This window comes from Candidatus Contubernalis alkalaceticus (assembly GCF_022558445.1).
GTDB classification, from domain to species: Bacteria; Bacillota; Dethiobacteria; order SKNC01; family SKNC01; genus Contubernalis; species Contubernalis alkaliaceticus.
Genome location: NZ_CP054699.1, coordinates 2,761,845 through 2,787,092 on the forward strand (window position 1 = coordinate 2,761,845; position 25,248 = coordinate 2,787,092).

The 25,248-nt window shown below is 40.3% G+C and carries 27 protein-coding genes; 3 read left to right on the forward strand and 24 right to left on the reverse strand.

Translation table 11 applies throughout. The annotated features are described in order from the left end of the window. Positions 1 to 45 precede the first annotated feature (45 nt). The 14 genes from HUE98_RS13815 to HUE98_RS13880 all read right to left on the reverse strand — a co-directional run bounded on the left by HUE98_RS13815 (position 46) and on the right by HUE98_RS13880 (position 13,076). Positions 46 to 993, reverse strand: a complete 948-nt coding sequence (locus HUE98_RS13815; RefSeq protein ID WP_241421202.1) for an ABC transporter substrate-binding protein — start codon at positions 991 to 993, stop codon at positions 46 to 48. A gap of 32 nt (positions 994 to 1,025) precedes the next feature. Next, positions 1,026 to 1,796 carry a nucleotide-binding protein gene (locus HUE98_RS13820; protein WP_241421203.1) on the reverse strand — a complete coding sequence of 257 codons (771 nt, stop codon included), beginning with the start codon at positions 1,794 to 1,796 and terminating at the stop codon, positions 1,026 to 1,028. 61 nt (positions 1,797 to 1,857) lie between these two features. Continuing rightward, the gene (srtB, locus tag HUE98_RS13825; protein WP_241421204.1) at positions 1,858 to 2,607 is read right to left on the reverse strand and encodes a class B sortase; all 750 of its coding nucleotides are present in this window, start codon (positions 2,605 to 2,607) and stop codon (positions 1,858 to 1,860) included. A 107-nt stretch (positions 2,608 to 2,714) separates the two neighbouring features. Further along, positions 2,715 to 3,848, reverse strand: coding sequence for an NEAT domain-containing protein (locus HUE98_RS13830; RefSeq protein WP_241421205.1), 1,134 nt, complete (start codon positions 3,846 to 3,848; stop codon positions 2,715 to 2,717). Positions 3,849 to 3,879: 31 nt separating this feature from the next. Then, positions 3,880 to 4,572: an NEAT domain-containing protein gene (locus HUE98_RS13835; protein ID WP_241421206.1), complete on the reverse strand. Its 693-nt coding sequence runs from the start codon at positions 4,570 to 4,572 to the stop codon at positions 3,880 to 3,882. 325 nt (positions 4,573 to 4,897) lie between these two features. Next, positions 4,898 to 5,509 carry a DUF3793 family protein gene (locus HUE98_RS13840; RefSeq protein WP_241421207.1) on the reverse strand — a complete coding sequence of 204 codons (612 nt, stop codon included), beginning with the start codon at positions 5,507 to 5,509 and terminating at the stop codon, positions 4,898 to 4,900. 60 nt (positions 5,510 to 5,569) lie between these two features. Next, on the reverse strand, positions 5,570 to 5,857 hold the full coding sequence (locus HUE98_RS13845) for a DUF2325 domain-containing protein (protein WP_241421208.1): 288 nt from the start codon (positions 5,855 to 5,857) through the stop codon (positions 5,570 to 5,572). 233 nt (positions 5,858 to 6,090) lie between these two features. After that, positions 6,091 to 6,936, reverse strand: a complete 846-nt coding sequence (locus HUE98_RS13850; protein WP_241421209.1) for a metal ABC transporter permease — start codon at positions 6,934 to 6,936, stop codon at positions 6,091 to 6,093. Beyond that, the gene (locus HUE98_RS13855) at positions 6,929 to 7,702 is read right to left on the reverse strand and encodes a metal ABC transporter ATP-binding protein (RefSeq protein ID WP_241421210.1); all 774 of its coding nucleotides are present in this window, start codon (positions 7,700 to 7,702) and stop codon (positions 6,929 to 6,931) included. Before HUE98_RS13855 ends, HUE98_RS13850 begins: the two co-directional genes overlap by 8 nt. A gap of 4 nt (positions 7,703 to 7,706) precedes the next feature. Further along, positions 7,707 to 8,624 carry a metal ABC transporter solute-binding protein, Zn/Mn family gene (locus HUE98_RS13860; RefSeq protein WP_241421211.1) on the reverse strand — a complete coding sequence of 306 codons (918 nt, stop codon included), beginning with the start codon at positions 8,622 to 8,624 and terminating at the stop codon, positions 7,707 to 7,709. Positions 8,625 to 9,539: 915 nt separating this feature from the next. Beyond that, positions 9,540 to 10,142: a TlpA family protein disulfide reductase gene (locus tag HUE98_RS13865; RefSeq protein WP_241421212.1), complete on the reverse strand. Its 603-nt coding sequence runs from the start codon at positions 10,140 to 10,142 to the stop codon at positions 9,540 to 9,542. Positions 10,143 to 10,193: 51 nt separating this feature from the next. Next, positions 10,194 to 10,871 (reverse strand): cytochrome c biogenesis CcdA family protein, encoded by a 678-nt coding sequence (locus tag HUE98_RS13870; RefSeq protein ID WP_241421213.1) that lies wholly within the window; start codon positions 10,869 to 10,871, stop codon positions 10,194 to 10,196. Positions 10,872 to 11,090: 219 nt separating this feature from the next. Further along, complete coding sequence (locus tag HUE98_RS13875) at positions 11,091 to 11,978, reverse strand: transposase (protein WP_241421214.1); 888 nt, start codon at positions 11,976 to 11,978, stop codon at positions 11,091 to 11,093. Positions 11,979 to 12,053: 75 nt separating this feature from the next. Beyond that, on the reverse strand, positions 12,054 to 13,076 hold the full coding sequence (locus tag HUE98_RS13880) for an AraC family transcriptional regulator (protein WP_241421215.1): 1,023 nt from the start codon (positions 13,074 to 13,076) through the stop codon (positions 12,054 to 12,056). 333 nt (positions 13,077 to 13,409) lie between these two features. Here HUE98_RS13880 and HUE98_RS13885 point away from each other — a divergent pair, with 333 nt between their 5' ends. Both HUE98_RS13885 and HUE98_RS13890 read left to right on the forward strand, forming a co-directional pair. After that, positions 13,410 to 13,643, forward strand: coding sequence for a hypothetical protein (locus HUE98_RS13885; RefSeq protein WP_241421216.1), 234 nt, complete (start codon positions 13,410 to 13,412; stop codon positions 13,641 to 13,643). Further along, positions 13,630 to 13,893 (forward strand): type II toxin-antitoxin system RelE family toxin, encoded by a 264-nt coding sequence (locus tag HUE98_RS13890; protein ID WP_241421217.1) that lies wholly within the window; start codon positions 13,630 to 13,632, stop codon positions 13,891 to 13,893. Before HUE98_RS13885 ends, HUE98_RS13890 begins: the two co-directional genes overlap by 14 nt. A 362-nt stretch (positions 13,894 to 14,255) precedes the next feature. On the opposite strand, the gene HUE98_RS13895 is transcribed toward HUE98_RS13890, so the two are convergent. The 4 genes from HUE98_RS13895 to HUE98_RS13910 form a co-directional block, all read right to left on the reverse strand. Beyond that, on the reverse strand, positions 14,256 to 15,062 hold the full coding sequence (locus HUE98_RS13895; RefSeq protein ID WP_241421218.1) for an energy-coupling factor transporter transmembrane component T family protein: 807 nt from the start codon (positions 15,060 to 15,062) through the stop codon (positions 14,256 to 14,258). A gap of 23 nt (positions 15,063 to 15,085) precedes the next feature. Further along, positions 15,086 to 16,576, reverse strand: a complete 1,491-nt coding sequence (locus tag HUE98_RS13900) for an ABC transporter ATP-binding protein (protein ID WP_241421219.1) — start codon at positions 16,574 to 16,576, stop codon at positions 15,086 to 15,088. After that, on the reverse strand, positions 16,569 to 16,712 hold the full coding sequence (locus tag HUE98_RS13905; RefSeq protein WP_241421220.1) for a hypothetical protein: 144 nt from the start codon (positions 16,710 to 16,712) through the stop codon (positions 16,569 to 16,571). The genes HUE98_RS13900 and HUE98_RS13905 overlap by 8 nt, the downstream gene beginning before the upstream one ends. 284 nt (positions 16,713 to 16,996) lie before the next feature. Further along, positions 16,997 to 17,755, reverse strand: a complete 759-nt coding sequence (locus HUE98_RS13910; protein ID WP_241421221.1) for a hypothetical protein — start codon at positions 17,753 to 17,755, stop codon at positions 16,997 to 16,999. 148 nt (positions 17,756 to 17,903) lie between these two features. Between HUE98_RS13910 and HUE98_RS17690 the strand changes: the two genes are divergently transcribed. Continuing rightward, positions 17,904 to 18,032, forward strand: coding sequence for a hypothetical protein (locus HUE98_RS17690; RefSeq protein WP_277623679.1), 129 nt, complete (start codon positions 17,904 to 17,906; stop codon positions 18,030 to 18,032). Positions 18,033 to 18,202: 170 nt separating this feature from the next. Here HUE98_RS17690 and HUE98_RS13915 read toward each other — a convergent pair whose 3' ends face one another. The 6 genes from HUE98_RS13915 to HUE98_RS13940 form a co-directional block, all read right to left on the reverse strand. Continuing rightward, positions 18,203 to 19,138 carry a hypothetical protein gene (locus HUE98_RS13915; protein ID WP_241421222.1) on the reverse strand — a complete coding sequence of 312 codons (936 nt, stop codon included), beginning with the start codon at positions 19,136 to 19,138 and terminating at the stop codon, positions 18,203 to 18,205. Positions 19,139 to 19,764: 626 nt separating this feature from the next. Next, entirely contained in the window at positions 19,765 to 20,016 is a 252-nt protein-coding gene (locus HUE98_RS13920; protein WP_241421223.1) for a hypothetical protein, read from the reverse strand. Between the two features lie 309 nt (positions 20,017 to 20,325). Then, positions 20,326 to 22,119, reverse strand: a complete 1,794-nt coding sequence (locus tag HUE98_RS13925) for an ABC transporter ATP-binding protein (RefSeq protein WP_241421224.1) — start codon at positions 22,117 to 22,119, stop codon at positions 20,326 to 20,328. Then, positions 22,116 to 23,924 carry an ABC transporter ATP-binding protein gene (locus HUE98_RS13930; protein WP_241421225.1) on the reverse strand — a complete coding sequence of 603 codons (1,809 nt, stop codon included), beginning with the start codon at positions 23,922 to 23,924 and terminating at the stop codon, positions 22,116 to 22,118. Before HUE98_RS13930 ends, HUE98_RS13925 begins: the two co-directional genes overlap by 4 nt. 20 nt (positions 23,925 to 23,944) lie before the next feature. Beyond that, positions 23,945 to 24,160, reverse strand: a complete 216-nt coding sequence (locus HUE98_RS13935; RefSeq protein ID WP_241421226.1) for an MptD family putative ECF transporter S component — start codon at positions 24,158 to 24,160, stop codon at positions 23,945 to 23,947. A gap of 13 nt (positions 24,161 to 24,173) precedes the next feature. Further along, a complete protein-coding gene (locus HUE98_RS13940) occupies positions 24,174 to 24,785 on the reverse strand; it encodes an MptD family putative ECF transporter S component (protein WP_241421227.1) in 612 nt (203 codons plus the stop codon). Positions 24,786 to 25,248 lie beyond the last annotated feature (463 nt).

The following is a 25,248-nucleotide window of genomic DNA, read 5'->3' on the forward strand; positions in this document are numbered from 1 at the left end:
TTACCTCTTGTTTATTTAGGTTTATTATAGCTGACAAAGTTCTCATCATAAGTACAATATTTCTACTAAGTATTCCAGCGCGTCAACAACATACAAACCTGCATTGGCAAAAAATAAATTTTGCGGTAGATCATATACCCGGTTGTTTTGATGAGCTGCAACAGAATCCCAGATTGGATTTCTGGAAAACTCATACTCATAAAGTGCCTGTGTATGTTCAGGTGAAGCATGAGCAACTCGTAAAATAATATCCGGATTCAACTCAACCACCTGCTCAATACTTAAGGGGATGTAACCGGACTCCAGAGGGATATTAACCCCCTGGGTAACATTTTGCCCCCCCAGCATTTTAACCAAACCTCCAGGATATGAAGTTTCTGTCCCCATCATAAAGGATTCACCGGTACCAAATAAAATGAGTACCTTAGGCGAAGGTTTACCCTTTACTGAGTTTACAATTTCTTTTTCTCTTTCTTTCATTTCTTTTATCAATTGACCTGCCGTTTCTTCTTTACCAAAAGCTTTCCCCAGCAATTCAATACTGTTGAAAGTATCTTCATAGGATTGATTATCCAGAAAGTATACCGGTAAATTGTTCTGAACCATTTTATCTTTATGAGTGTCCTTAAAATCTGAAGATATAATAACCAGGTCAGGTTCCAGCGCTGTTATCACTTCAATATCGGGCTCCATTGGAAAGCCTACGGTTGGTAAACCGGCCAAATTATCTGGAAGTTCACGGGTTGTTTTAGTTACGCCTACCAGTTCAATCCCCAATCGATCCATAATTTCTGCTGTAGGAAAGGAAATTACAATGATTCGTTCAGGTATAGTATCTCTAACAAATTCAGTTCCGTCTGATTCAACTAACCTGAACATTGTGTTATCTGAGTTAACACCCAACTCAGGCTGCAAAGTAGTTCCCTGGCACCCACCCAATAGAAACATAGCTATAATTATAAAACAGCAGACTAAAACATACTTATTAGCCATTCAGCACCCTCCATTTCAACACTACGTAATTATCAATTGCAGGCTTGGGCTTGCTTCTTTTCATTCACAATTTTTTTAGCAAGTTCTAAATACTTACAGGTCATTTCAGATTCAGGAAATGCTTCCACAACCGTGTATCCGATATTCTCAGCTTTTTGTATTTGCCCGTCTCGAGGTATATATTGAATAACAGTGGAATTCATATCATCTGCGGCCTTTTGTACAATTTCTCTTTCATTTTCAACCCCTTTAGCATTTAAAATAAGGCCTCTTAAGGAAGCATATCCTTTACTTCTAAATTGATTAACTGCCGTGGAAATATTTGCTGCGGCATAAAGTGACATCAATTCCCCCGAAGTTACAATATAAACCTCCTCCGCATAACCGTTTCGAAGAGGCATAGCAAAACCTCCACACACCACGTCACCTAAAACATCATAAATTACCACATCCGGTAAGTATGTTTCAAATGCTTTTAACTCCTCCAGCTTTTCAAAAGCAGTAATAATTCCTCTGCCGGCACAACCGATCCCAGGAGTAGGCCCTCCTGCCTCAACGCATAGAATGTCATTAAAACCCTTAAAAACAATGTCCTCAAGGCAAATATCTTCTTTTTTCAATTTGATGCTATTTAAAACTGTCGGAACCATTTGTCCCCTCATTAAGTTTTTTGTGGAATCAGCTTTTGGGTCACAACCAATTTGCATAACCTGCAGACCTGAAACAGATAAAGCGGCAGACAGGTTTGACGTAGTTGTAGACTTACCTATGCCTCCCTTACCATAAATCGCAATTTTTTTCATCTTATGCCTCCGCAAAGAATGAAATTCATTCTCATATTTATTCTTATTGTTTCTGCTGTTATTAAATTCTTCGGGCATGGACAACAAATCGAGCATCTTCAAAATCATAGCTGCAGGTGGAAAGAGTCAATATTACGTTATCCACTGAGGGATGGATATCTGTTTTGAACAAAGATCTTTCGCTGATACCCTTTAAAAAGAGCAAATAATCATCACCGGAAGCAAACTCCGTCTCAATATAATAAAAATCTGTATCCGTCACATATACAGAAAAAATTTCCCATTCAATCTCTTCATACAGAGTATCAAACCTTATGATTCCGTATTGATTTAGAAAGCTTTCATTTGAATAGTTCAAAAGGTCTTTAAACATAGATCCATCTTTCATGTTGTGTCCATATAAAACGGTATGCAAATCTTCACCCTTGCCCTCATTTCTAAAATCCATAAATATAGCTCCTGCTTTGGCAGGCTTTTTATTGATATTGTGGTCTAAATAAAAATCATTGTTATCTATTTTTACCACCGGATAATTGATTCTGGTTTCAGGTATAGTAATCCAACCGACAATATCCTGATTCTCTTCCATTATAAAAAGATACCTATCCATAATGGCAGAACTATTTTCATCATTAGAAATGACCACTGCACTCTTTTCTACATTATCTTCCTGAGATATCCCCTCATAATATTGCATTTTTACTTCTTCATATAATCTCTTATTGCTAACACTATCAAAGTAATATGTGGACACCCCATAGATTGTGGCAATCAATAAAGAAACCCAAACAACAGCTAACGCTTTCTTCATCTTAACTCTCCCTCAAAGCCAAAAAATATATATAGCGGGAAGAAGAATATGCACTTCCTCTTTCCCGCCTTGCCCCTGTCAACTAAGGCTTTCTAAACAGGCAGTAGTTAGCTATTTAAAGCTTCACTTTTTCGTATTACATATTTTACCATAGTAACCATGGCTAAACCCCATATGATTATGACCATCTTAAAAGAAGCGCTATCCCCTGTTTTGGGGATTTTGACCTGATTATTATTGTTGTTATCACCCTCTGAAGGTGTTCCCTCTACAGGTTTATTTGATGTATCATAGATTGAATCATTTGGTGTTCCCGTTACCGGGGTATTTGCATCTACCGGTATGGCCGGGTTATGTGGTGTTCCCGGCGCCACACTTACCAGTGTATCCAGATCAAATATCATTCTAAACTTGACAGTCATGTCGATAACGGGAATATGTGCTTGTAACGTAACTGGAGTATCAAAATCTACTACTTCCAGCTTATAGGTTTTACTATTGGCTGCGGCATCTTCAGAAATTATCTCCACTGGCACAAAGGAGTTAACTTTAACCTGTAAATCTGTCATGCCATCGGCTCCGGTCATGGTAAAAATAGTGAATATTTTCCCCTCTTTTATTTCCAACGTAACCGGGTTAACTAAATTTCCATTGGCCATTGACGGTTGGTCTAATGTCTCATGCATAAACATTGCCTGAAGGTGATATGTTCCGTCTTCTATCTCTTCCGAAGCTGGATCTTCTGGTTTAGGTGTCAGTTCTAATAAAACTAACGTGTCATTGTCTGTCACCAGTCTAAAATCTACCGTCATAGGGCCCATCACAGGGCCTCTATCAATTTTCACCCGTACAAGGGTTGTGCTGTCAAGATCTGTAAGAGGCAGCTTGTAGGTTCTTGTCTTACTCTCCCCCTCTAAGTTCTCCTCAATAACCTCCGCCAAAATAAAATCTCCGGAACTGTTTTGGTAACTGAAATCAGATATAACATCAGCACGCTGCATTGTGATATACGCATATAATTTACTGTTAATAACCTCCAATTGTGATGGCTTTAATAAATCACTATCCGCACTTGAAACATTTTCATTATCTGCACGCATAGCCCATATATTAATTTCATATTTACCATCTTCAAGGTTTTTAGGATCTACTATTGAGGACGCAGAAATTACCGGGATAAATATAAATAGTATAAGTAAAACAAGAATGATAGAATACGACTTTCTAAATAATCTTTTCATAAATTTCACTCCAATCTTTAATAATAAAGAGTTAATCCTTTTGCCCCCGCATTTTATCTCTTACATATAACCTTTTCCCATTGCTAAAATACAGAGTTAATAACATAGTCACAAATACAAAGGCATGGAGTAATTTAGTCAGTACAGTAAGTTGACTGTCACTTGTTTGTGGTGAGGATACTTTGTTACTGTCACCGTTATTAACGTTATCAGTATTATCACTGCCGGTAATACCGGTGGTAGAATTATCATCGTCAGTATTTTCGTTAGTGCCGGTGGCTGCAACCTTAGATAAAGTAGCTGTATCATAAGAAAGCCTGAATTCAACAGTCATGCCGGCAGCTGTAACATAAGTCTGCATCATAGTTGGTTCTTGGATTGTTGCAACTGGAAACTTATATGTCTTTATATCTCCACTATCACTAATAACTTCCGCTAATACAAAATTACCCGACCCACTATCAAAGCTGAAATCTTTTGTTACCTCCTGTCCACTCATTGTTAGAAATATATTAATTTTTCCGTTTTTTACCTCTATCTTAACCGGGTTTTTAATATTATCCTTAGCCATAGAAGGGGCACCGGTTGCCGCATTTATAGCCGATGCCTGAATTGTATATTCACCATCTTCAAGAGCTGCTGCTGATACAACTCCGATTAAAAATACAAATACCACTAAAAGGGTGCATAAGCTGGCAAAAACCTTCTTAACTGAACACTTCATTCACATTCCTCCAGTCTTGTTATTTGAAAAGCACAAAAAATATATCTCACCTCTTAACCTTGACTATCCCCCTTATCTTTATCTGATTATTTTCAACAAAAAACCCTCCCCAAGAACATTGTTCCTTGGAAGGGTTCACCCACAGAAGCACCTTCGTTAAAATCAAGTTATATAAAAACCTTTTCATGTTTTCTTTGCCTGATCATAATAGTCTAGAATATACCTGTACTGCTTTCCACAGTGTATAATTACTTCTTTCTGCCCCTTTTTTAAAATCCTTATTTCAATTTTCAGCTCCCCATATCCGTCATGCTGAAAAAGAGACTCATAAAGCTCTCTTACTTTCTCTAAAACCATCTGATTCGATGCTTTTATTGTTTCCCCCCTCCCCCCACAAGATAAGAAGATTTTGAAATTCTTCCTTTGCTTCTTTAAATTTATGGTACGTCTCAAGGGAAGGTTCCCTGTTTCCATAAATTCTCCATCCCTTAACCTGGACCATTTCCAGAGAAGAATAACCTAAAAAGCCCTTTACATCCTTTAAAGGATAACCTAAGAAAACACCAATTTCATGGGGAAAAGATTCTCCTCTTAATTTCTCAACAAGACAATCTAAATAACCTTCTAACGTGTAATTCTCAGGGTAACCCAGGCTTTTTAGAAATAATTGAACAGAGTAACTATTAAGGGTTTGGTCAAGGGCTGCACCATGATAAAACAGGACCTGCCTTCTTCCCTTCTTCACCTTGATTACAATATAATCCATGTCATGAAAGTTTTTTATGGCTGCTTTGACATGCTGCCATTGACCAAAAGCATCATCACCGGAAGAAACATTTATCAATTCTGCAGGCTTAACCCCTGCTAAAGTTGCTCCTATCCTTCCCAGCAGACAGGTTAAATAATCGTTAGCACAAGTATCATATGTACTGTTCAACAAAACACCCCCTTGAAAGTAGGCCTCTTCTATAAAAATTTTTAGGCTGTTTTCTCATTATCAGGCTGAATAACCAAAACGGTTAAATTCCCTTTGAATACTAGCCCAGGAGCGCCTGGAAAAAATCACTTTCAATTTGTTTTTTTTAGCCTCGGCTTTAACCACTTTAGCCAGGTCCGTCCCTACATAATCTGTGAGAACCAGAATCAGGTCTGTAGAACAACTTATCTTGTCCTTAAATTTTAAAACCTTGCGACCTTGATAATGCTGAATCTCTGTGAATCCTTTCTGCCGCAGTTTATCAGGTATGCTGCCCAAATGATCTCCTCCTACCACTACAATAGACATATCTTTGGCTCCCCTCTACCTTGATAATGAGTCTCAATATCATAATAATAATCTATAATTTCAACTTTGTCAATGCCTTACTTTCATATATTTAAAAGTTTGGGGGATATTTGACAATATGAAAAAACCCACACAATGCACCTCATCTTACAAAAAAAGGTCCATTGTGTAGGTTTTTTAAACCTTATTTTATATTAACCCCAGGATTAGACAGAACAGGCAGGAAGGGATACTTAATATTGTTTGTTTGCCCTTTGCATGCTTTCTTTTGAGCTCTTTTTAAACCCGGAAAAAATTGAAACAACTAAATAGCTAAATCCCGCCAACAGTATAATAGAAACTCCTGAAGCGATATTTAGTTCATACGAAATCCATAATCCTAATACACAAAATATCATACCTACAAAAATTGAACCTACCATAAGAGTTTTTAAATCATGGGTAAATTTTTTTACAATGGCCGGAGGAGCTGTCAAAAGAGCTATAATCAATATAATTCCGGCAACCCTTATTAAAATCACAATAGTTAGAGCAATAAGAATTAAAAGCAGATAGTCCAATAATCCAGTATTAATACCCATAACATAAGTAAATTCTTCATCAAACATATAAGCTTTCAGAACATTAAATAGAGAAATAATAGTAATAATAATAATTAAATTAAGTGCTGCCATTATAGTAAGGTCCATCCGGGTAACTGTTAAAATATTTCCAAAGAGATAAGAGGTCATATCAGGGGTATATCCAGGAGTAAAGGATATAAAAAGTATACCCAGAGCCATTCCTACTGACCATAACAAACCTATAATAATGTCTGTCCCTGTATCGTTTCTTCGTTTTATAGTGACAGTAATTAAGGCCGCACAAATGGAGAAAAAAAGAGCACCAAAAATGGGCTCAATATTTAAAAAATAACCCATACCAACACCACCGAAAGCTGTATGAGCTATCCCTCCGCTCATCATCACTAATTTCTTTTCAATAATAATAGTACCTATTATACCACAAGCAATACTGGCCATTACTGCACTCCAAATGGCATTTTTCATAAATGTATATTCCATTATAGCCTCAAACATGTTCTCCCTCCCCATGAGGCTTTAAAACGCGGTGTGGAAAACCATGAGCAACCAATTCAACTGGACAGCCATAGATTTGCTCTATTACATCACCACTAAATTCAGCTTCCCCATGATAGTACATATTTACATTTAGGCAGGCTATTGTTTTTACATGGGAAGATATGACCCCTATGTCATGAGTTACTAAAATAATGGTCATGTTGTCATTATTTAAAGACTGTAATATAGAATAAATTTGGCTCTTGGAATTAGCATCTACACTGGCTGTAGGTTCATCCAATAGTAATATATCAGGTTCTGCAACCAGGGCCCGGGCTATCAGTACTCTTTGAAGTTCACCCCCGGACAACTGTCCAATCTGCCGGTTTCTTAAAAAACCAATATCAAGCTTTTGCAGAATTGTGTCAACCAGCGTAAGGTCCGCCCTGGAATACCTGTTAAATATGCTGGAACTTTTATTTATCCTTCCCATAGAAACTACATCCATAACTTTGATGGGAAATCTTTTATCAAAATTTACATGCTGTGGAACATAACCCAACCTCCCCCGAACCTTTTGGGGACTTTCTCCAAATATCTTTACCTTCCCATGGCCCGGGGTTACCAATCCAAGGAGAACTTTAAGCAGGGTGCTTTTCCCTGCACCGTTTGGACCTATAAGCCCAAGAAAATCATTTTGTTTTACCTCTAAGTTTATATCTTCTAAAGCACAATGATTATTGTAATAAACATAAAGGTTTTTAACTTCAATGATATTATCCATTAAGTTACTCCATTACAGCTTTTAAAGTTGCAGCAAATTTTTCTAAATTGCCTATATAATCAGGTGATAGGGGAGCAACCTGTTCTGTCCTACCGCCCAACTCCTCCGCCAAAGCCTCTGACTGTTTACTGTCGATTTCTTTCTGATAAAAAATCACTTTAATATTTTCTTCTTTCGCCATATCTATAACTTCCTGTAATCGCTGAGCCGTTGCCTCTTTACCATCTTCTTCTAAAGCTATCATGGTTAAGCCATAATCATCGGCAAAATATCCAAAAGCCGGATGGTACACAATAAAAGCTTTGCTGGTCAGATTATCAGCCGATTCTTTAAGCTTTTGGTCCAATTCATCCAGCTGAGCTAAATACTCCCGGGCATTTTGTTGATAAATGTCTTGGTTCTCATGGTCTAAAGCCGCTAGTTCATTATAAATAGTCTCAACCATAACCTTAGCTCTTTTTGGCGAAAGCCAGATGTGAGGGTCCCTTTTCCCAGGAGCCAGTTCACGATCAGGGTGTATCTTGGCTGCTTCTTCAGCCAGGCTTACTATCTTTATGTCTTCATTTAAATCTTTTAGGCCGGGCAGTATATTTGCCTGTTCCGTAGGAACACCGATGCTGAAATATATTTGAGATTTGCTGAGCCCTTCCATTTCCTTAGGAGCAGGCTCATAGTTTGCCGGACTGCTGCCAGGGGGGACCATAGTTACCACTTCCACCAGGTCACCGGCTACCGCTTTAACAAAAGCCTCCTGTGGAACGATAGATACAGCCACCGTTAATTTATCTTCAGAAACAGCTTCATCAGCGACTATCTCGTCTGCAAGAATATCTTCATCCCGAACCTGACTGCACCCCCAAAGAGACCCGATAATAAACACCAGCAGTATGAAAGGTAAATATTTATTGATATTTTTTAACAAATTTGTTCATCTCCTTCAAATAATTTTAAAAAAACCTTAATGTTAGTGATTTGCATTCGCATGTTTTAATTATACGCCCTGTTCCTTTTATTGTCAATTATCTCTTGAACAGAATTTGATTACCTTATGATAATTATCTCGAATTGATAAAACGTCACTATAAAAACAAGTACATACGATTTTACGGATACAAAATTATGTAGTTGGAAAAGTTTACTACTACCTAATTATATTTACTTTATTAAATTTTATTATGCATGAATTTGTGAAATAAAATTTTGCACCAATAATACCTTTTAATTTCCGCTTTCATCATAAGAAAATTAACAAAAAAAAAAAGGACCTTCCTGGTCCTGTAATTATCTTTAGCAAATAAGGCTGAAAGAATTATTTGCTAAAGTAAAGAGGTGATAGATGGAACAAACTTTTTATTTAATAATTTTTACTCATGGTAGTGTATCTACGGCTATTTCTCTTGTATAGGTAAAAACTATTGTCTTTGTTGGTAAAAAATAAGGAGGCGGGCAGGCCTGCTAAGCTGCCCGCAAAAAACTTTAATAAGGAGGAATGATCTTATTAAAGAGGTTAGGATTTTGACCTTCCTGGTCAAAATATTTTAAGGTGACGAACTAATTATATTTTTATATTCGTCCTACCTTTTTCAAATGAAATTACAGTTACTTTTATCTTCATACCGGATCCCATGTGTTACCTATTTTAGTTTTGTAGCACTATAAGGTTAAAAAAATATCTCGCTTTCTGTGTTACTATTATAAAATTTGTATTACCTTTATTTATTTATATTCTACACCTAAGTCATAACTCCTTTTTAATTTTAAAAAAATTTTTAAATTTTTTTCATTCCCTAAATACTCAAATTAAATACTCAAATTCTAACCCGGAAAAATCCGCGGCTTAATTGTTCCTGGCGCTTTCCACCAACTGCGCCAACCCTTCTTCATCAAAAAAAGCTCCAATTTTTACTGCTGCAATCACCCCTTCAGCATTCACCACATAAGTAGTTGGAAAAGCCCGAACCAGATAATCCCCAGCAACATTTGCCTTGGTGTCCAGCAGTACCGGGAAAGTAAGTTCTTTCTCTTCAATGAAACTTTTCACTCTGCCTTCTCCCTCCCGGACATTAACTGCCAATACAGCTATTTCTGGATCTGAAAGATGCAGGGCTTCCATCAACGGCATCTCATCTATACAATAAGGGCACGTGGTGGTCCAAAAATTCAATATTATGGTGCGGCCTCTATATTCCTGCAGCATTATCTCCTGCCCCTTCAAATCCTGTAACGAAAAGTCAGGAGCTAGAGCTCCTACGCTGGGTGCTGTTTCCAGGCTTTCCAAAACATCATCTTCCGGAGATTCTCTATCAGCGCTCTCTCCCTCCGGTGCTTCAGATTCGGCCTGCCCAAAGAAATAGTAAACAGAAAAAACCCCTAGGGAAAAAACGATTACAAAAAGAGCTGTTTTAAATAGTGCATTAGAAAAAAAATTCGTCTTTTTCATTTTGGTTGCATCTCCCTAAAGATCTTAATACTCTGCTTACAACAATTTTTATTATAATCCACTGACTAAAAGCCCCCCTATAATAATCAGAAGCAGCCCTGCTGCCCGATTAAAGTAAGGAAGATAACGGTTCAGCCTCATTAACTTTCCTGTAATTCCTTCTAAAAATAAAGCAATAATAATAAAAGGTACCGCAAACCCCATGGAATAAACGAAAAGATACCCCGCGGCAGTAAAAGGGCTGGGTGCTGCCAGAGAAAGAAGTAATATCCCTGCCAGAACAGGTCCAACACAGGGACTCCATCCTATGGAAAAAATAGCCCCCAGGGCAAAAGCACCCATCAATCCAGATGTCCTGCCGACACTTCCGGAAATCTTCCAGCTTCTTTCCAGGAAAGAGACTTTCATCAGACCCAGCTGCTTTAATCCCAGAAAAATTACCAGCAAACCTCCTGTTCTATATAAAATTTGTCGGTATTCCAGGAACACTTTTCCTAGAAAACCAATAGAAGCACCCATAATTACAAAAACCAGAGTAAAACCCAATATAAAAGAAACTGAAACCAGTAAGGCCCGGCCTTGAGAGAAAAATTTTCCAGACGGGTTTTCCGCCTGAAAAGCCCAGGCTCCCATAGAAGTCAAGTAAACGGGAATCAAAGGTAGGATACAGGGTGAAAAAAAGGATAAGATTCCTGCCGTAAAAGCGATTAAAATATTTAAATCCTGCAAAAAGAACGCCTCCTGTTAACAATTATGGAAAAGAGTAATGTAAGATTATTAGTTATTACTGAGGCCAAAAGATTTAATCATAAACATCATCATACTTATTATAACACCTAAATTTTTTGCAGTAATGAATAATTGAAAAAGAGGAAAAAAGGGGAAAAAAGGGGGTCAGGCTAAAAAGGGTAAAAAGGGGGTCAGGCTTGAATAATTCCCTTATTTATTTTATTTGTTCCCACCTTCCCATCTTCGAATCACATCTTCCACATAAGTTGTACGCTTACACACACCCGACTTAATTTTTGATATCATCGATAGTGGTAAATTAAGCTTTTTTGCCAACAGTGTATTTGATATGTTACAGTAACTCTCACTTAATAGTACTATAGCTTTTCGAATATCAGATATCCTTTGAATTCTTGTCTTTCTAATGATTTCGCTAATATTGACATTTTCGTTGATACATACTTTTTCCATTATTTCATCAATGCTTAACTTCTTTTCTCCCTCTTTCTTTCTTATTCTATCGTTAAGCTGTATCTTAGGTTGGAATTCCTCTAAATTTTTCTCTTCTGATTCTTGACCCATAAAGTAAGAATACTGCTTTATAGCTTCTTTTTTGTTCTCTGAAAACATACTTAGCATATTGTACGTATCGACTAAATTACCTTTTTCTTTCCCAATATAATGAATATGACTGCTCCATTTATATTCTATCCCATCATCCAAATTTGCCCTTACGGGATTATAGTGAATATACCTTATCAGCTGCAGCAAATAGCTGTCTTTGTCACAAAGCAATGCTTTATACCTTTGCTCAAATACATGTCCTGTCCTGCTGTATTTACGGTTAAACCACTGGGTATACACCTGCTGAACTCGCTGCATAATCTGAGACAACATAACATCCTTTACTTCTATTAAAAGGTGTGCATGATTGTCCATAATACAGAATGCATACAGCATAAAACCCAGTTTTTCTTTGTACAGGGCCAGCAGAAACAAATACTTACTCTTATGTACATCATCAAGAAATACTTTTTCTTTATTATTACCTCTAACCATTACATGGTATAAGGCTCCCGGATAATGAATACGTGGTTTTCTCGCCATATAATAATCACCTTGGATATTATACCCTTAATTAGGGAATTATTCAAGCCTGACCCCTTCTTTTTCCTTAGGGAATTATTCAAGCCTGACCCCTTCTTTTTCCCTTTTCATGTATTCAGAGGGATTAATCCCATACTTTTTCCTGAATTTCTCTGCAAAATGGCTGGCATCGCTGTAGCCAACCATCAGAGCGGCTTCCGTAACCCTCATTTTTTTATCCTCCAACAAAAGCCGGGCCATTTCCAGCCTTTTATCGATAACATAGGCATGAACCGGCAGGCCAAAAAGCTCTTTAAAACCAGTCTTTAATTTGTATTCATTCAGGCATACCCTTTTTGCCAGCTTCCTGAGGGTAGGGGGGCTTACTACCTCTTTATCAAGGATCTTTTTGGCATTTTGGAGGCTTTTCACATCTTCCCTGGAAAGCTGAACTGAAACATTCTCTGTACCATTTTCCAGCATTATTTCATCCACATAAACGGCAAAAAGCTCCAATACTTTTGCCTCAAGATAAATCCTTTTTACATTTTGGGAGTAACGGCAGTGAAAGATATCATGAAGAATCCGTTTCATGACGCCGGTGGTCTTGCTTTTATAAAAAAGACTGCTGCTGTTTAACCAGGTAACCTGGTTATTCTTTACATTGGCCCGGTTCAAAAGCCCTTCCTGAAACAGTGTGCTGCTTATTTTTATACTCAACCCATTAAAATACTGCCCGGAATCATACCTGCAGGTGCCGTTTACAAGCTTTCCGCTGACCAGGCAGCTTTCCCCGGTATCTATCTCAAATTCCTTTTTTATCCCTCCTGCTGTCCACTGAAGCCCCTCTCCCAGGCAAAAGGCCAGCTCATAAATGGAATCGTTAACCCAACCGGTCATGGTTCTGGTTTCCTTCAGGGTCATATCATGAATGAAAATATCCACTGCAGGCCCCACTACAATTCTCCGAAAGCTGCCTTTTCCAATGTTGGCAGGTATTATCATTTCTCTTTCAAAAGTACTGCTTCTGCTGTAAATGTGGTTAAGCATAACACACAAAGGACAATACTCATTTCTTATATTTCTGATTTCAAAGGCTCCAGCGGGGTAACCAGGCATAATATTTAATCTCCTTTTAGATATTGAGTCTCAATTTAATTATAGTTTGTTTTTTCCATCTGTCAATAGGAAATATTAGTTCATGTGCTAAGTCTTTATATAATCGGAAAGGCGGTAGTGTGTTAGCACACACTACCGCCTTTCCATGGAGAGCAGCAGCCCAGAAAATATTCTGTTTGCCTGAAAAAATTTTTTCATTTCAATATTTTTCTTCCTGAGCTTTTTAAAAATTTAGTCGAAGTAGTGCTAAAAGCCTGACCCCAGTTCCTAAGTATGTTAACGTTTGACATTATAACGTTATAACGTTATAATGTCAAAGAGAGGTGACTTTTCATGAGTAATGAGTTAAAGCGTTCCACAGTCTACTTTAAGCCTGAAATTCATAAAGCTTTACGGTTAAAGGCAGCATCCACAAACCGCTCCATATCTGATCTGGTAAATGAAGCTATGCAGCAAGCTCTTCGGGAAGATCTGGAGGATTTGGCCGCTTATGAAGAGCGTATTGCTGAGCCAACAATAAGCTATGAGGCACTATTGAAGAACTTAAAAACCCATGATAAAATTTGATATTCGTTTTAAAGAATCAGTGGCTAAGGATCTTCGGCAGCTGCCTGTTAAAGACATAAAACGAATTCTTAGACGTATTGACACTTTAATAGATGAACCACGTCCAACTGGTTGTGAAAAACTTTCTGCACAAGAGCGGTACCGTGTGCGTCAAGGAGATTATCGTATTATTTATGAGATTAATGATGAGGAGCATATAATTATTGTTATTAAGGTTGGTCATAGGCGAGAAGTCTATAAACAAACTTGAAGCAGGTTTTCCCTCGGAGGTTTGCTTAGGTATATTTGGGAGGGATAATCCCTTCCAAATATACCTAATAGGTGTCTGGACCCAATGTCCCAAAACATCAGGTTGCGGTAAATGAAATAGCCTGGCATTTTAATAACTATTTCAGAGATAAAACCCATTGTTTAAATACGCTGGGAATAGAGGATATAATTAAATCGACTGTTTTGCAGGGTCTGGATCTAAAAATAACTGATATCATGCCATAGTATACGGGACAGCATCGCGCCTGGCTGCGCATTTATTCCAAAGGGAAGTTACAGGCACCGGTACACTTCAGACAAACAAGAGGGTCTACATTATAAGCAAACAAACTTAAGCGATTTCTATAAAAAACCTGCAAACCAGTTCTTGTCCAGATACCAGAGCACTGCCGTCAAAGTAATAAATAATAAAGCTGCGGTTACATCGACAAACAGGATCCGGACATCTCTCAGGGTGGTCCGTTTATTATCCCCGTCAACCCCCCGGGTCAAGGCCGCCGCCGAGAGCTCGTCCGCCTCCTTAACACTTCTCATCAAGAGCGGCACCAGAATATGCTCCATGGTCTTTAAGGGATGAAAAAGAATCCCTTTCAGGGAAAGCTCAATATTCCGCATTTTCATGGTATCCCTAATATATCCCAGTTCCTCCTTCACCGTAGGTAAAAACCTCAGCATAACCGCCAGGGGAAGGATTACCGGCCGTGGCAGCCTCATCTGCTCCATGGCAGCGATAAATTCGTTTACCTTAACCGTTGAGGCTATCCAGCTTCCCAGCATAATGATGGGTATAAATTTCATGACGCTGTAAATAAAAACACCCAGCAGTACTTTCAGCTGCTCACTCCCTGCCAGGACTATCATGGTGTCTACCAGGAAAAAGCAAGCATAAACCGCCATCAATTTTATGCCGGTCCTGCCCTTTCCCGAAAGCAGCAGAACAAAATAAGCCGCCACAAGCGAAATTAACATAGTCAGTTTCTGCGCAGTTAAAAAAAGCATGGTGCTGAAAACTAAGGACATAAGAATTTTCATCCGGGGGTCCATATCCTGCAGGCCCCTTTGCCTTCCCTCCAGAAAAATCACTGTTCTCCTGCCCTCTATTATTCCTACGGATACGTTTTGATGGATTGATGTTTCTATTTTTTTCAAATTTCAGTACCTCTCCATATTTTTCATAAAACCTGATCCGCCGGGCTGCCGTTAAAAATATCCCACAGCCGCTCCAGGCTTTTTTCATTCAAAGGAAAGTCCTCTATAAATTTCCCCTCCTTTAAATATACAATCCATGTACAGGAATGTAGGATAAACTCATAATCATGACTGATGACAAAAACGGTTTTGCCCTCACCGGCAATTTTCAGCAGCATGGCGGCAACCCGTTTCATGTTTTCCGCATCCAGGCCGCTGGTGGGTTCATCAAATATCACAATTTGCGAATCCCGGACCAGGGCTACTGCAATAGTCACCCGCTGCTTCTGCCCTCCGGACAGGGATGCCGGATGCCGTTCCCTGAACCGGTCAAGTCCCAGAGCCTTTAATGTTTTTTCCACCTTTTCCTCCAGGTCAAAAACAGCCTCATTCCCCAGCTTGAGCTCATCCTCCACGCTCTCGGTAAAAAGCTGGTAATCCGCATCCTGCATGACAAAATAGGAGTTTTTTAAGCGCCGGCCCGCCTTTGCCCGGACGGAATTTAATTCTACCGTCCCCCGTTTCTCCTGAATAAGCCCGGATAGGATACGGGCAAAAGTGCTTTTGCCCACTCCGTTATCCCCTATGATTCCAATCACTTCATTTCTCCCTGCCTTCAGGCACAGCCCTTCCAGAAGGGGCTGATTCCCCTCATAAGCAAAACAGAGATTCTTAATATCAAGAGCCGTCTCTTCTCCCCTGCCCTTTCTATCAACGGCACCGGAGGCCAGTTTTTCTGGAAATAGGCACCTCAGTCCCTTCTGAGCCCGTTCTTCATGGGAAAGAGAAAGAAAAGACCCTCTGTCCAGCTCCGCCTTAATTTTGCCCCCCTCCATGTAAATGACCCGGTCCACTAGATCTTTCAGGTAGTACAGGCGGTGTTCACCGATAATAATGGTATGCCCCTTATTTTTCAGCAGGGTAAGTACTTCCCGCAGCTCCTCCACCGCCCGGGGGTCCAGATTGGCCGAGGGCTCATCCAGGACATAGACGCAGGGGGCGGCGGCGTGAACCGAAGCAACGGCAATTTTCTGCTTTTCTCCGCTGGACAGGTTGAATATACTTCGGTCCATCAGTTTTTCCATCTTTAATAACACCGCCGTGTTCTCCAGCCTTCTCTTTATTTCTTCTCTGGGCATACCCAGATTTTCGCAGGTAAAAGCGATTTCAGAGATGGTATCCACCGTAAAAAACTGGGAACGGGGATCCTGAAATACGGAGCCAACCTGCCTGGCTGTCTGGTGCATTTTCAAATCAGCTACCCTCCGGCCCTCCAGTAAAACCTCACCCTTCAAGGTTCCTTCGTAAAAATGAGGAATCAGTCCGTTCAGCAGCCTGGTCAATGTGGTCTTGCCGCAGCCGCTTCGACCGCAGAGCAAAAGGAATTCACCCTTTTTAACGGTTAAATTAATATTGGATATGCTTTCCTCTTCACAGTCGTTATAATGAAAGCTCACATCATTTATTTCAATCACACTGAATACCTCCTGAAGCCTGCCCGGCAACCCTCCCAGGATTTAAAAAAATCCTTTTACCCAGCAGCTCCGCCCGCTGATACCCCCGTAATAATTGATAGCAGGGGTGCATATAATAAAGAAATAATACCGTCAATGTACACCTCCTCGTAGCCTCTGACCACGGCCATTTCCCTGTACCTTTCCAATTGTGGCTTCCACTACTCTCTTTGTTGACAGAAAAATATTATGCTCTGCCCTGTGGTAAATATATTATTTTTGACAGCTTTTTTCTACGCGAAATGGGATTACTTTGGCGGCAAACAGTATTTCAAAATACTTGAAGGGGAATAGTAGTTCGCAGGATTTCTTGTTTAATTCGGCATTCATCTCCCCCTGTAGAGGATGGAAATCTTCTGCCTAAGAATAGAGAAAAGCAATTCATCCCCTACCTTCGCTTTGATTAGAGGAAGAGGTCTTCTCGCTAAGATGATAAACTTTGAATATATATAGCAGGGCATAAAGCGATAGTATAAATACCACACTAAAAATCATATAATACCCTGCTGAGAAGACGTTAATTGTAGGATAAGTATTTAAAGATCTTAAAAAATCATGATAGCCTGCGTGTATAAAAAGTGGAATCAGTGGAATGAAGACAGCCAAAACTAGTTTCAAATAGGCCTTTGTTCCGATAGAAATAGCTTTCTTGATGCTTTCAATTACTCCAAAGTCGTCCAAAAACATGGCCGGGTACCATAAAATAAAAAAAGGTGATAGCAATAAAATTACGGCTGAATGAAAGTTAAATGTAAACATAGGAAGCATAAAACCCATGATCATGTTTGGTTTCACTATGGCAGAAAAACCGAACAGTGAAAGAACAAAAATTAATAGGTTGATCTTAAGCACCTTGGAAAAATAATTACTAATTCCTTCAATGAAATCACCCGGACCTGCAGTTCCTTTATTAGTAATTTTTTTCAAAAGACTGCCGATACCAGCCATGAACAAGGAAGCAGCAATCAACAGTAATGCCTCCCTTAGAAAGCCATAAATAAATGAGTTATAAATACCCGGTTTAATACCAATATACGATGGAAGATAAGCGATTATAAATCTGTGAGTGATAACAGAGATTAAACTTGCTGTCATATAGAGGGGATTTTGAATTACTTGAATTAAAATATTTTTAAGCATACATAGTTTACCTCTTATTTAATAATAAATTAGTTAATGGACGTTCAACTATAAACTAACATAAATATCAAGTTAGCTCAAGATGAATTACAAGCGCATGATAGGTAGTGGGCTTAAAGAGTTACTTTTTCTCGAAAACAAGGAGGTTTTGCACCTGGAACTTCTTCCTAAGAAAACTGCAGAAGCTATGGTAGCTCACGTTATGTTGACTATGACAACATATGCCCTTACCATGGCATATCAGAATTGGGAGGACAAAGATACCCGCCTTAATTAGTCCCAATACCGTTCTTTTGATAAAGGTATCCGGCGTTGGTGAAGAGAAAAAACCAAAAACGCCGATGAATACGTGATTATTTTTATAAACCATTACTACGGTATTCTTCACTTTACTTAACTAACTTTATTAGTTCTTCCAATTGTTTGAAAACAAAATACTAAACTATATTACCAGTTATACCAGTTAATCCACAAGTTTGCCATCTTTGTTGTCCAACCTAATGATTTCTGCCCATTCCAATATTCAGAGCCAACACAACCAGCACTACCTTCCTGAACAAGACGAATTGCATATGCCCTTCCGGCCTGCAATTCATAATATAGCGAACGACTTGGACTTCCACTATATTGCTGTGGCCACCCTGAATTTTTCGATACATTTAACACATTACTGCTTGCTAATAATGTGACCGGGCTTGATGTTACATCCCATAATTCCACCCTTATTTTTACAGCTGCAGTATCACCTAATGCATTTACTGCGAGTTCTTGCCAATAATCTATTGGGCCAAAATGTATGCCAGCCCATTGACTACCTGACCCTGTAATCCATATCCTTCTTTCTAAAACGCCCCAAGACCAAGAGCCCGCAGTAAACCTTACAGTATTATTGGTTCGTAATGAATGAAGATTGGTATGAGCGTTCCAAGTACTGCTACGCTGAAAGCCCCAACCACCGCTGTTACCATTACTCGTACCAAATGACATGCCCAAGTTTCTATCTGTCCCTCTAGGGATATGATAATAAGATAAAAGGCCCTCCATTGCGGGAATTTCATCTTTAGAAAGCTCGTCATCAGCGACTGGCGTCATGTTTATCATATTGACGATTTCTTGTTCTGCAAAATATAATTCATTGAATTTATTAGCAATTGTCCTTCTATCTTTTTCAGGAATATTATCAAAGTCTGGCACATAATATTGATAAATATTCTCCCCATTTTCACGTGCCTTGATTATTTCATGTTCAGCTATTTTTTCAAAGTCGTACTGTATTATTTCTTGGCTATTATTCACTTCTGCAAAAGCAACAGTTATGAACAGAAAATTTATGACTAGTAATAGTAAAGTTAAAAGGTATATAATTTTGCCTAAAGATCGCATTACATATAACCCCCTTCTATAAATTAATTTTCTTGCACCTACTCACTTAATCTTAGAATTTCAAAACCACCAATTATCCAAGAGCATGGTAGAGTTTGATATAATTTGAAGGCTTACATTTATCTGTAAACATAGGCGTCTTTGCTCAAGTCAAGGGTGAAATGAATTTGTAGCGAAAGTATGAACCTACAGTACGATAGTTTAAATAACAAACAGCTGTAGTATCTTTAAATATTAGTAGAATTAAGTAGACCATGATTATTAAAAAGTTGATATCAAACTCTATAACCGTCAAGAACGTCAACATAACAGCTATTTTAGTTATATCTGTTAATATCACCTCCCATGCATAATTAATTTTTACTGCTCTACAAATAAGAATCCAGTTCAGAAATAATCCTTTAATTGTCATATTGGTTATTATTTTTAAAAAAAGTTAATAATTTCATTATAGCCTACTAAGGGCAAAAATGTCAATACTATTTGGCTGATTAGTAGCTGATTAGCTATTATCCGATTATCTCTGACGATTACGGTTTGCTTTTAAATAATTAACTTTTTAAAAGTATTTACTTCTACAACGATTGAAGATACTACAATTTTTTGGTTCAATTTTTCAAAATTTGTTAACACATCTCAGGAATGATTACAGACCGGGGCAGCCTCAGCTGTTCACTCCCTGCCAGGACTATCATGGTGTCTACCAGGAAAAAACAAGCGTAAACAGCCAGCAATTTTATGCCGGTCCTGCCCTTTCCCGAAAGCAGCAGATCAAAATAAGCCGCCACAAGTGAAATTAACATAGTCATTTTCTGCGCAGTTAAAAAAAGCATGGTGCTGAAAACTAAGGACATAAGAATTTTCATCCGGGGGTCCATATCCTGCAGGCCCCTTTGCCTTCCCTCCAGATAAATCGCTGTTCTCCTGCCATCTATTATAACTCCATATGTTTTGATAGATTAATGTTTCTATTTTTTTCAAATTGCACTTCATTTCTCCCTGCCTTCAAGCACAGCCCTCCAAAAAGGGCTGATTCCCTTCATAAGCAAAACAGAGATTCTTGATATCAAAAGCCGTCTCTTCTCCCCTGCCCTTTCTATCAACGGCACCGGATGCCAGTTTTTCTGGAAATAGGCACCTCAGTCCCTTCTGGCCCGTTCTTCATGGGAAAGCTCACATCATTTATTTCAATCACACTGAATACCTCCTGAAGCCTGCCCCAGGGCTTCTTTCATCCCAAACTTCCAGCCCCCGGCCTTCTGCTGTTCTCTCCACAGGTGGGCATACAATCCACCTGCCTCCAGCAGCTCCTGGTGCTTCCCACTTTCTTCCACCTTCCCCTGGTTAAGGACGATGATATTATCCGCATATTGTATGGTTCTCAGCTTGTGGGCAATGACAATCACCGTTTTATTTTTTAGAAGCTCCTGTATGGCCTGCTGGATAGATATTTCATTACCGGGATCCAGGGAGGCGGTAGCCTCATCCAGCAGGACAACGGGGGCGTCCTTTAAAAGGGCCCGGGCAATGGATATGCGCTGTTTTTCCCCACCGGAAAGAGTGCTGCCCCCCTCTCCCACCATGGCTTCGAAACCTCCCGGCAGTTTTTCGATAAATTCCAGGCATTGGGCTTTTTTAGCTGCCTCCAGGACCTCTTCCCGGGAGGCCTCCTTTTTCCCCACCTTAATATTGTTGTAGATGGTGTCGTTGAACAGGTAGACATCCTGAAAGACGATGCTGATATAAGAGAGAAGGCGCTCCGTTTTCAGCTCTTTGATGTCCCTTCCCCCCATGAGGATACTCCCGGTGTCCGTATCCCAGAACCGGGCGATTAACCGGGTTACCGTGGTCTTCCCTGAGCCCGAAGGCCCCACCAGGGCGGTGAGGGAATTTTCCTCCACCGTAAAACTGACCTTCTTCAATACCTCTGTGTTGTAATAGCGGAAGGTTACATCTTTAAATTCAATATTAAAATGCTCCAGCTCCCGGTCCTCTGCCGGTTCCGGCAGGGGACGGTTGCTCTCTAGTTCTTCAATGCGCTTTACCCCCAGTTTAAAGTAGTTCAGCTCACCCATCAGCATAAAGGAGGAGGTTATAGGCTCATAAATCCGGGTGGCGATAATCAAAAACATTATATACACGGGGATACTCAAGGTGCCCCCCAGCAGCAGGTAGAGGCCCAGAATCATGAGAAGGGAAAGGCCCCCGTTTAAAACAACCCCTGCCAAAATCACCGTGGGCCCTGCTCCTGCCTCCAAATAAATGCTTTCTTTCTTCAACTGGTTGAAGGCATTTTTTAACCTTTCAAACCGTACTCCCCGTAAGTTATAGGCTTTGATAACCCGTATCCCCGCAAGATATTCCAACATGCGAGAGGTAGTAGTTATTTTGGTCTTTTGATGCTTGCCGCCGAAGTAGGTAATAATTTTCCCCGAAAGAAGGGTGATGGGAACCGCCAGGGGAATCACCGCGGCGGCAGCCAGGGCCATACGCCAATCCACCGTGCTGAGAAAAATTAGAATCACGAGAGGCATGGCCATGGCTCCAATGATTTGAGGCACCAGGTGGCTCAGCATAAATTCGATGTTGCTGTAATCGCTCAAAAGATAGGCCGTTACATCCCCGGGGTCCCGGGAGTTAAAAAAACCCATGGGAAGCCTGCGGATATGCTCTGCCATGGCCACCCTCCCTTGGGCCCCTATGTTATAACTGTCTATGTTGGTTGCCAGGTAAGAGGCCCGGGTGACAAAAAACAGGAGTATAGTGACTGCCAGCAGGCCCAGGCAGAGATATATTATTTTGTTTATATCCAGCGGTGTTCCGGGATTCATAAGAGGATTCATGAACTCCCACACTGCCAGGATTAAAATTCCATAGGGCATGCCCCTTACGGCAAATTCCAATATGCTCAACAAGATCATCCTTCTGGTTTTCCCGGGACTCCCCAGGGTTGCAGCCCTGATGATTGAAAAGAAATTCATGAAATCACCCCTTCCTTGGTTTGCATCACCCAGCTTTGTGAACTATGATAATCCTCCCACATCTGCTTATAAAGGCCGTTTTTCTCCAGCAGCTCCCCATGCTTACCTCTCTCCCCGATGCACCCCTGGTCTACCACCAGGATGCTGTCCGCATCAGTAATAGTGGAAAGCCGGTGGGCAATAACAATCACCGTCTTGTTTTCTATCAGCCGGGAAAAGGCGGTGAGCATTTTCCCCTCATTTTCCGGGTCTGTATATGCGGTGGCTTCATCCAGCACCACTACCGGAGAATTTTTTAATATGGCCCGGGCCAGGGCCAGACGCTGCTGTTCCCCTCCGGAGAGATAGGTTCCCCCTTCCCCCACCAGGGTGTCATAACCCATGGGAAGGCTTTGGATAAACTCATGGCACTGCGCCGCCCGGGCAGCTTCCATGACCTCCTGTTTGGATGCACTGCGGTTGCCTACCCGGATATTTTCCTCAATACTATCAAAGAAAAGAAAGCCGTCTTGAAACACAAAGGAAACCTGTTCCATCAATTCCTCCGTGCTTATATCCTTAATGTTGACCCCTCCCAGCAGTATTTCCCCCTGAGTGATATCCCAAAACCGGGGAATTAAATACGCAATGGTGGACTTGCCGGCACCCGAAGGCCCCACCAGTGCCGTTACGGTTCCCGGCTCTGCCCTGAAACTTACCTCCCTGAGCACCTCCGTATCTACATAGGAGAAGTGAACATTTTTAAACTCCACAGAGTTATCCGCCGGTTTTTGGGGATTCCGAGCCTCAGGGATTTCCGGCTTGAAAAGAATATCGTCAATACGGTCCACCCCTAAAGATATCTGGTTCAAAAGCCCCCCCATCCACATCAGCTTGAGCATGGGAAAATACAGCCCGGCCCCCAGAACCAGTAACAGGAATACCACGGAAACGGCAGAAGTATAATCCGGGGAAACCGCCAGGATATACAATGCTGTGGGGAGTATAAACAAAAGGGAAGTGGAAATCAGCACTAAATAACCGGGATAGGGGTAGCTGTACAGCTTTGTGAAATGATTTGTAAAATCCCGGTATGAATAGATATCATTTTTCAGCCGCTGGAAAACATCCACCGACTGATTAAAAACCTTGACCACCTGCATCCCCCGCACGTATTCTACAATGGAGGCGTTCATTTTTTCCAGGGCTGTCTGGTATCCCCTGTTTATTTCCCCGGTTTTTTTAGAAAAAAACATGCTGCTTTGAAGCGCTAAAGCCAAAGGAATGGGGAAGAAAGAAGCCAGGGCCAGCCTCCAATCCATCAAGAAAAGATAAGCCAGGGTCAGCAGGGGAAAAATCACGGCGGCGGTCAGATCCGGTATATGGTGGGCAACAAAAAGCTCCACCCTTTCCACATCCTCCGACATCACTTTCTTAATTTCTCCCGAGGCCCTGCCGGTAAAATACCCCATGGGCAGCTTTGATAATTTTTCCGCTAAGGCCACCCTGATTTCATAAAGAATGTTAAATGCCGCCACGTGGGAAAACATAAACGCGGTATAAAGAATAACACCAAATAAACCTATGGAACCAATACTTATAAGAGCCAGACGCCACACATAAGAAGTGTTTACAGCACTGATGTCCTGCAGGTGGAGCAACAGCTCCTGAATGAGAAGATAAATGGCTATATAAGGCACAAAGTGCGCCATGGTGGCCAGCACAGATAAAAACATAGATATAAGAATCAGTATTTTTTTGGTCCCGGCAATCTGGAGGAGCCTGGACAATCCCTTTTTTTGTTTCTCTCCCTCCCGCTGCTGCATCTTTTACCTCACCTCACTTTTTAATTTGGCTGGACAATCCCCGCTTTGATAAAGTGTTTCGCCAGCAGCTTCCTTCCCAGCAGGGCCCCGAGAACAGCCCCCATGGCACTGATTACCACAATTCCCATAAATACACCGGTATTTAAATACGCCAGGACATTTTGGAACCATTCCAGGTAAACTCCGCCTTCTTTAGCCACCATCACCTGCATATAACGGTCTGTTAAAAATATCATGGGATATTTCCTATTACACAATGCCTGCTTTTAAGAAATGTTTTTTCAAAATCCTTTTCCCCAGAAAAGCCCCCAGGACAGCGCCGACCGCTGATACCCCCATAATAATTAATAACAAGGGTGCATTTAATAAAGAAATAAGGCTGTCAATATACGCCTCCTCATAACCTCTGCCCACGGTCATTTCCCTGTACCTTTCCGCGAAGAACACAACCGGTATAAAAGCCCCAAGAAAATACCCGCAAATTAAAAGCGCATAGGCGGAAGAGATTTTTGCAAAGCTTTTGTATACCCCTGACCCGGCAATAAACTCTCCCATGGCTGCAGCCAACATTATCGCCAGGACCATGGGCCAATAGGAACCTAACAGAAGGAACACTGCCCCCTGCACTATACCACTGATAAGAATTGCCCCTTTTTTAGGAACCTTTGAAACAATAAGCATGAATACCACCCCTAAAGGGACCGCTGCAGCTGCCGGCATAAAAATATAGGTCAGGGGGATCATCCCCAGGGTCATCCCTATGGCGAAAAATATAACAATAAATACCGCATTCAGCACCCCCAGAGAAATTAAATCTCTTACTTGAAGCCTTTCCAGTTTAACGTTTGCTTTGATTTCCATATTATGGCTTCACTCCCTTCTTTGTTGACAGAGAAATATCATGCTCTCCCCTGGGTTAAATATATTATTTTTTACCACCTTATTCTACGCCAAAAGGGATTCCTTTGGCGGCAAACAGTATTTTAAAATACTTCATGAAGTTTTATATTTTTCGCCAACACAACATAACCAATTTTTTTTTCCAATAAAGCTTGCCGGGATTATATTGATCACAGCTCTTGTACTATTGGCCGGGTTTAGCTATCTTGTTGTTTCAATTTTTCTGAGTTTAAAAATATTAAAAAACCCACACAATAGCATTCTGTGGGTTTTTTTAATTCATATTTTATGTAACCATAACCCCTAGGGTTAAAAAAAACTCCCAGAGATATTTTGGATGAAATAATTGATATACTGTTTGGCTTTGTGGAAGTACCCACAGATTAGAACCAACTTTTTTGCATATGTTTAAACTGAAAGCTTA

Excerpts from the sequence above, each read along its gene's own strand:
- HUE98_RS13880 (WP_241421215.1), bottom strand. The coding sequence starts at position 13,076 with ATGCCTGGTTACCCCGCTGGAGCCTTTGAAATCAGAAATATAAGAAAT.
- HUE98_RS13925 (WP_241421224.1), bottom strand. The coding sequence starts at position 22,119 with ATGAATTTCTTTTCAATCATCAGGGCTGCAACCCTGGGGAGTCCCGGG.
- HUE98_RS13845 (WP_241421208.1), bottom strand. The coding sequence starts at position 5,857 with ATGTCTATTGTAGTGGTAGGAGGAGATCATTTGGGCAGCATACCTGAT.
- HUE98_RS13815 (WP_241421202.1), bottom strand. The coding sequence starts at position 993 with ATGGCTAATAAGTATGTTTTAGTCTGCTGTTTTATAATTATAGCTATG.
- HUE98_RS13865 (WP_241421212.1), bottom strand. The coding sequence starts at position 10,142 with ATGAAAAAGACGAATTTTTTTTCTAATGCACTATTTAAAACAGCTCTT.
- HUE98_RS13915 (WP_241421222.1), bottom strand. The coding sequence starts at position 19,138 with ATGCGATCTTTAGGCAAAATTATATACCTTTTAACTTTACTATTACTA.
- HUE98_RS13820 (WP_241421203.1), bottom strand. The coding sequence starts at position 1,796 with ATGAAAAAAATTGCGATTTATGGTAAGGGAGGCATAGGTAAGTCTACA.
- HUE98_RS13935 (WP_241421226.1), bottom strand. The coding sequence starts at position 24,160 with ATGATATTTTTAACAGACCGTTATATGCAGGTGATGGTGGCTAAAGAA.
- HUE98_RS13890 (WP_241421217.1), top strand. The coding sequence starts at position 13,630 with ATGATAAAATTTGATATTCGTTTTAAAGAATCAGTGGCTAAGGATCTT.
- HUE98_RS13830 (WP_241421205.1), bottom strand. The coding sequence starts at position 3,848 with ATGAAAAGATTATTTAGAAAGTCGTATTCTATCATTCTTGTTTTACTT.
- HUE98_RS13930 (WP_241421225.1), bottom strand. The coding sequence starts at position 23,924 with ATGCAGCAGCGGGAGGGAGAGAAACAAAAAAAGGGATTGTCCAGGCTC.
- HUE98_RS13850 (WP_241421209.1), bottom strand. The coding sequence starts at position 6,936 with ATGTTTGAGGCTATAATGGAATATACATTTATGAAAAATGCCATTTGG.
- srtB (WP_241421204.1), bottom strand. The coding sequence starts at position 2,607 with ATGAAGAAAGCGTTAGCTGTTGTTTGGGTTTCTTTATTGATTGCCACA.
- HUE98_RS13940 (WP_241421227.1), bottom strand. The coding sequence starts at position 24,785 with ATGGAAATCAAAGCAAACGTTAAACTGGAAAGGCTTCAAGTAAGAGAT.
- HUE98_RS13875 (WP_241421214.1), bottom strand. The coding sequence starts at position 11,978 with ATGGCGAGAAAACCACGTATTCATTATCCGGGAGCCTTATACCATGTA.
- HUE98_RS13855 (WP_241421210.1), bottom strand. The coding sequence starts at position 7,702 with ATGGATAATATCATTGAAGTTAAAAACCTTTATGTTTATTACAATAAT.
- HUE98_RS13835 (WP_241421206.1), bottom strand. The coding sequence starts at position 4,572 with ATGAAGTGTTCAGTTAAGAAGGTTTTTGCCAGCTTATGCACCCTTTTA.
- HUE98_RS13885 (WP_241421216.1), top strand. The coding sequence starts at position 13,410 with ATGAGTAATGAGTTAAAGCGTTCCACAGTCTACTTTAAGCCTGAAATT.
- HUE98_RS13920 (WP_241421223.1), bottom strand. The coding sequence starts at position 20,016 with ATGGACCCCCGGATGAAAATTCTTATGTCCTTAGTTTTCAGCACCATG.
- HUE98_RS13910 (WP_241421221.1), bottom strand. The coding sequence starts at position 17,755 with ATGCTTAAAAATATTTTAATTCAAGTAATTCAAAATCCCCTCTATATG.